Here is a 4,941-nt window from a genome sequence, read left to right as displayed (position 1 = left end):
CCGCCTGCAATCCCTCCCGCGCCGCACTTATGAGCGGCCTCCGCCCCTGGACCACCGGCATCTACACCAATGGCGACCCCGCCCAAGGCGTCCTCAAAGACGTCAACACCATCAACCGTCACTTCCTCGCCCAAGGCTACAACACCCGCGGCGGCGGCAAAATCTACCACAACTTCAGCAGCGAAGGCCGGGACGACGGCTGGACCGAATGGGCCGGCCTCTTCCCCAGCATCCCAGAGCACGAGGAAAACCTGAACGGCCTCGGGCGCGGCCACTTCGACTGGGGTCCAGTCGATGCCAAAACCAGCGACATGGGCGACACAAAGCTCACCGACTGGGCCATCAACCACCTCAAGACCGCCCCCACGGACAAGCCACTCTTCCTCGGCGTCGGCTACGTCAAGCCCCACCTCCCCTGGTACGTCCCCCGCGAATACTTCGACCGCTTCCCCCTCGCCGACATCCAGCTCCCCATCACCAAAGACGACGACCTCGCCGACATCCCCGCCCCCGGCATCAAGATGGCCGGCCCCGAGGGCGACCACGCCGCCGTCCTGAAAGGCGACCAGCGGAAAAAAGGCGTCCAGGCCTACCTCGCCACCATCTCCTACCTCGACGACCAAGTCGGGCGACTGATCGACGGCCTCGATGCCAGTCCCCGCAAAGACAAAACCATCATCGTCTGGTGGACCGACCACGGCTGGGCCCTCGGGCAAAAGCAGCACTGGCGCAAATTCGCACTCTGGGAGACCACCACCCGCACCAGCTTCGCCATCGTCGCCCCCGGAGTCACCCATCCCGGCCATCGGACAGACGCCCCCGTCGATTACACGAACATCTACCCCACCCTCTGCGAACTCACCGGCCTGCCCATCCCCGAGCACGTCAAAGGCCCCAGCCTCCTCCCCCTGCTCAAAGACCCCAAGGCCGCCTGGGACCACATCGCCATCTGCTCCCATGGCAAAGGCAACCACGCCGCCCGCGACAGCCAGTACCGCTACATCCGCTACGCCGACGGCAGCGAGGAGCTCTACGATCACCGCAAAGATCCGAACGAATGGACCAACCTCGCCAGCGACGTCGGCACCAGCGAGATCAAAGCCCGCCTCGCCTCCGTCCTCCCCAAAGAAGAAGCTCCACCCACCTCCGGCGGCAAAGGCAGCAACGGCGACGGCGGCAAACCCAAGAAGGGCAAAGGCAAAGGCAAGAAGAAGACCGAGTGACCCCGCCGTAGCCCGACTTTCCAAGTCGTAAGCGGGTGCAGCGAGATTGCATCTCGCCCATCTCCCTCCCCCCAAGTTGGAAACTCGGGGCACCAGCATACGAGTTTCAAACTCGTTCTACTCCGCACCGCTTGCACCCACGGCGGCCCGCGCCAACATCGGCGGCACCATGTCTGCCCTCGAAGATCTCCTCACCTGCCTGCGCTTCCCTAGCGTCTCCACTGACTCGAAACACCGCCCTGATGTCCGCGCTTGTGCGGACTGGCTGGTGGCGAAACTCACCGGCATGGGGCTGACGACGACTCTGCATGAGACGCCGGGACATCCGATCATCGTGGCCAAGAACGCGCACCTGCCGGGCCGCCGCACGGTGCTGCTTTACGGGCACTACGATGTGCAGCCTGCCGAGCCGCTGAATGAGTGGCTGTCTCCGGCCTTCGAGCCGACGATCCGGGATGGCCGCATCTACTGCCGTGGGGCCACGGACAACAAGGGCCAGCTCATCGCCCACGTTTCGGGTTTGGCAGAGACTCTGGCCGAGCATGGGGATCTGCCGGTGAACCTCACGATCCTCTTCGAGGGCGAAGAGGAGATCGGCAGCCCGAATCTGAAACCTTTCCTGGAAGCTCATGCGGAGGAACTCGCCTGCGATGTGGTGGCCATCTCGGACACGGGCATGGTGGGCGAAGGGATCGGCACCTTCACCTATGGTTTGCGCGGCATCGCCTGCATGGAGGTGAAGGTCCACGGCCCCAGCATCGACCTCCACTCCGGCATTTTTGGCGGAGCCATCGCCAATCCTGTGACCATGGCGGCGCGTCTTGTGGCAACTTTGCATGATGCCGAGGGGCGGGTGATGATCCCTGGCTTCTACGATGGCGTGCGCGATCTCCAGGACTGGGAACGCACGAGCTGGAAAGGCCTCGGCGATGGCGATGCGGAGACGCTCAGTCTCACCGGCTCACCGGCCCTCTTTGGCGAACCCGGCTACACGGAGCGCGAGCGCCGCTGGGCCCGCCCGACGGCTGAGGTGAATGGCATTGGCGGTGGGTATCAGGGCGAAGGCTCGAAGACCGTGATCGCCCGTGAGGCCTTCTTTAAGCTGAGCTTCCGTCTCGTTCCCGACCAGGACCCAGCGCGCATCCTGGATCTGGCCGAGGCGCATCTGCGCGCCCAGGCCTCCCCGGCTGTCCGGCTGGAGATCAAACGTGGCCACACCGGCATGGCCTACCTGATGGACCCGCACTCGGCCTTTGGCGCAGCTGCTCAGCGCGCACTTCAGGCCACCTTCGGTGGAAATGTAGCCCTCATCCGTGAAGGCGGCAGCATCCCCATCGTCCAGGCTTTCAAAGATGTGCTGAAAGCCGACACTCTGCTGCTCGGTCTGGCACTGCCAGACTGCCAGGCGCACGCCCCAAACGAGAACTTCCCCATCGCGAATCTGGAGGCAGGCATCCGCCTGAATCAGGCTCTGCTGCGGGAGCTGGCTCGGTGAATTTTACAGCAGGAGTAGGCTCGCCGCCCCAGGCACGACTGCAGAGGCGCGGTGTCTCTTTTTGTGCATGATGCCTCGGTTGCCGTTCTCCGGTGCTGCACTATTCTTACCACCTATGGCCGATCCCGAACAAACACTCGACTACCTGGAGCAGCAGATCCCCAGTCTCTCAGCTGCAGCGGTGGATGTGGCCTACTGGCAGGCTCTGGCCTCGGGACAAGCGGTGCTGGTCAGTGGAGATGACGGTATTTATCAGGCCTTTGCCGATGGCACGAGGGCGCTCATCAAAACCACACGGAAGCCATTGAGCGTGCCTGTGGGAACCCGGATACGCCTTCCATGAATCACGCAGTCCCGAGGCTGCGAATGTTCGCCGGGCCGAATGGCTCTGGCAAAAGCACCATCAAGAGCATGGTGCCCAAAAAACTGCTGGGCGTGTATCTGAACCCGGATGAGATCCAGAAGGATATCGAAGACCGGGGCTTTCTGAATATGCGGGACTACGGTGTGGAGACGACAAGGGAGGAGATTCTGCCTTTCTTCGCGAATTCGACATTGCTTCAAAAGGCAGAGATGGACGAGGAGGCAGCTTATCTGCGCTATGCCGACGGCAAGCTGAGCTTCCATGAAGTCAGTGTGAACGCTTACTTTGCCTCGGTAGCGGCAGATTTCCTGAGGCAGAAGCTGCTCGAACAACGGGTGTCCTTTTCCTTTGAAACGGTGATGTCATCGCCAGACAAAGTTGCCTTACTGGAAAAGGCGCAAAGGATTGGCTACCGAACCTACCTTTACTACATAGCCACAGATGACCCGGCGATCAACGTGGCCCGTGTGAAGGCGCGGGTGAACCTGGGCGGACATGATGTGCCGAAAGACAAGATCGTGAGCCGTTACGCGCGGTCGCTGGGTCTGCTGATGGAAGCGGTGAAGCACACTCACCGTGCCTATCTTTTCGACAACTCGCGGCACGGTGGTGAGCGGCTTTGGGTGGCGGAGATCACAGATGGACACGACTTGGAGCTGAAGAGCGATCCAATGCCACATTGGTTCCAAAAAGCCATCTGGGACAAAGCTCAGCCCTATGCCTGACCAATCCCGCTCCGAAGGCCACCCACAGAACCGTGGTAACATCCTCGACAAGGAAGATGAAAAGCAGCGCTGGCGGCGGCAGTCGATGAGCTATGTGCGTGCATGCTGCCCATGAAAAAGCGGAGCCGGGGTGACCCGTGCTCCGCTGGATGATTTGTCTCTGGGCGGCAGATTACTCGGCCACTTTGACGCTCTTGATGAGGATAGGCTCGGATGGCACGTCGCCATGAGGGCCGTTGCGGCCGGTGGGCACGCTGACGATGGCATCGACGATGTCGAGGCCCTTGGTGACCTTACCAAAGACGGCGTAGCCGTAGCCATCGAAGCTCGGGTAGTCGAGGTTGGCGTTGTCCTTCACGTTGATGAAGAACTGGCTGGTGGCGCTGTTCGGATTGCTGGTGCGGGCCATGGCGATGGTGCCACGGTCGTTCTTGAGGCCGTTTTTGGACTCGATGGAGATCGGGGCGTCCACGGACTTCTGGTTCATGTCGGGGGTGAAACCGCCGCCCTGGATCATGAAGCCGGGGATGCAGCGGTGGAAGATGGTGCCGTCATAGTGGGCTTTTTTGGCATACTTGACGAAGTTTTCGACGGTGATCGGGGCCTTCACAGGGTCGAGTTCGAGTTCGATGGTGCCTTTGCTGGTCTCCATCACAATTTTCACGGGTTTGGCTTCAATCACGGGTTTGGTCTCCTGGGCTTGGTTGATGCCGGTCAGGCCAGCAAACGAGAGGACGAGAGCGGCAAGAGTCGGAAGTTGTTTTTTCATGTCGGGTTGGATTGGGTGGCTGATGTGAGTCTGGAAGACTCGGATTGCAATACGCTTTTGGGGTGAAAAAAATCATGAAAACAGCGTCACTCGACGATGTAAACGATGCGACCGCAGCTTTCGCACTGGGCCAGCACTTCTCCGGCGCGGGCCGCCTGCAAGGTGCCGGAGACGACTTTCATGTGGCAGCCGCCGCAGACGCCATTGATGAGTGGGACGACTCCAGAGTCGCCCTTTTCGGTAAAGATGCGCTGGTAGAGGGACACGGTGGCGGGATCCAGCGGGGCGACGATCTCGGCGCGCTCGGCTTCGACTTCAGCGAGGCGGTTCTTCACGCCTTCGGCACGCTCGACGAGCTGCTTGAG

Annotated in this window: 7 protein-coding genes; 5 read left to right on the top strand and 2 right to left on the bottom strand. The window is 61.3% G+C overall.

All coding sequences use genetic code 11. The annotated features are described in order from the left end of the window. From AC6FTP_RS25425 to AC6FTP_RS25405, 5 genes are all read left to right on the top strand, one after another. The coding region (locus tag AC6FTP_RS25425) for a sulfatase (protein WP_497209705.1) at positions 1 to 1,223 on the top strand (1,223 nt) is incomplete at its 5' end. A 169-nt stretch (positions 1,224 to 1,392) separates the two neighbouring features. Continuing rightward, on the top strand, positions 1,393 to 2,718 hold the full coding sequence (locus tag AC6FTP_RS25420; protein ID WP_497209704.1) for a dipeptidase: 1,326 nt from the start codon (positions 1,393 to 1,395) through the stop codon (positions 2,716 to 2,718). A gap of 115 nt (positions 2,719 to 2,833) precedes the next feature. Continuing rightward, positions 2,834 to 3,061 carry a hypothetical protein gene (locus tag AC6FTP_RS25415; protein ID WP_497209703.1) on the top strand — a complete coding sequence of 76 codons (228 nt, stop codon included), beginning with the start codon at positions 2,834 to 2,836 and terminating at the stop codon, positions 3,059 to 3,061. Next, positions 3,058 to 3,807 carry an ATPase gene (locus AC6FTP_RS25410; protein WP_497209702.1) on the top strand — a complete coding sequence of 250 codons (750 nt, stop codon included), beginning with the start codon at positions 3,058 to 3,060 and terminating at the stop codon, positions 3,805 to 3,807. The genes AC6FTP_RS25415 and AC6FTP_RS25410 overlap by 4 nt, the downstream gene beginning before the upstream one ends. Next, positions 3,800 to 3,922, top strand: coding sequence for a hypothetical protein (locus tag AC6FTP_RS25405; protein ID WP_497209701.1), 123 nt, complete (start codon positions 3,800 to 3,802; stop codon positions 3,920 to 3,922). The genes AC6FTP_RS25410 and AC6FTP_RS25405 overlap by 8 nt, the downstream gene beginning before the upstream one ends. A 57-nt stretch (positions 3,923 to 3,979) precedes the next feature. Here the strand turns inward: AC6FTP_RS25405 and AC6FTP_RS25400 are convergent, their stop codons facing one another. After that, entirely contained in the window at positions 3,980 to 4,576 is a 597-nt protein-coding gene (locus AC6FTP_RS25400) for a peptidylprolyl isomerase (RefSeq protein WP_497209700.1), read from the bottom strand. Between the two features lie 86 nt (positions 4,577 to 4,662). Beyond that, positions 4,663 to 4,941, bottom strand: a 279-nt coding sequence (locus AC6FTP_RS25395) for a zinc ribbon domain-containing protein (RefSeq protein ID WP_497209699.1), incomplete at its 5' end; no start/stop codon positions are given.

Source organism: Prosthecobacter sp. (assembly GCF_044378005.1).
Classification (GTDB): domain Bacteria; phylum Verrucomicrobiota; class Verrucomicrobiia; order Verrucomicrobiales; family Verrucomicrobiaceae; genus Prosthecobacter.
The sequence above is the reverse complement of the archived record's forward strand: the minus strand, read 5'-3'. Positions and strand labels throughout refer to the sequence as shown.

What these genes read in the sequence shown, in the direction of transcription:
- AC6FTP_RS25420 (WP_497209704.1), top strand. Translation starts at nt 1,393, where the DNA reads ATGTCTGCCCTCGAAGATCTCCTCACCTGCCTGCGCTTCCCTAGCGTC.
- AC6FTP_RS25415 (WP_497209703.1), top strand. Translation starts at nt 2,834, where the DNA reads ATGGCCGATCCCGAACAAACACTCGACTACCTGGAGCAGCAGATCCCC.
- AC6FTP_RS25410 (WP_497209702.1), top strand. Translation starts at nt 3,058, where the DNA reads ATGAATCACGCAGTCCCGAGGCTGCGAATGTTCGCCGGGCCGAATGGC.
- AC6FTP_RS25405 (WP_497209701.1), top strand. Translation starts at nt 3,800, where the DNA reads ATGCCTGACCAATCCCGCTCCGAAGGCCACCCACAGAACCGTGGTAAC.
- AC6FTP_RS25400 (WP_497209700.1), bottom strand. Translation starts at nt 4,576, where the DNA reads ATGAAAAAACAACTTCCGACTCTTGCCGCTCTCGTCCTCTCGTTTGCT.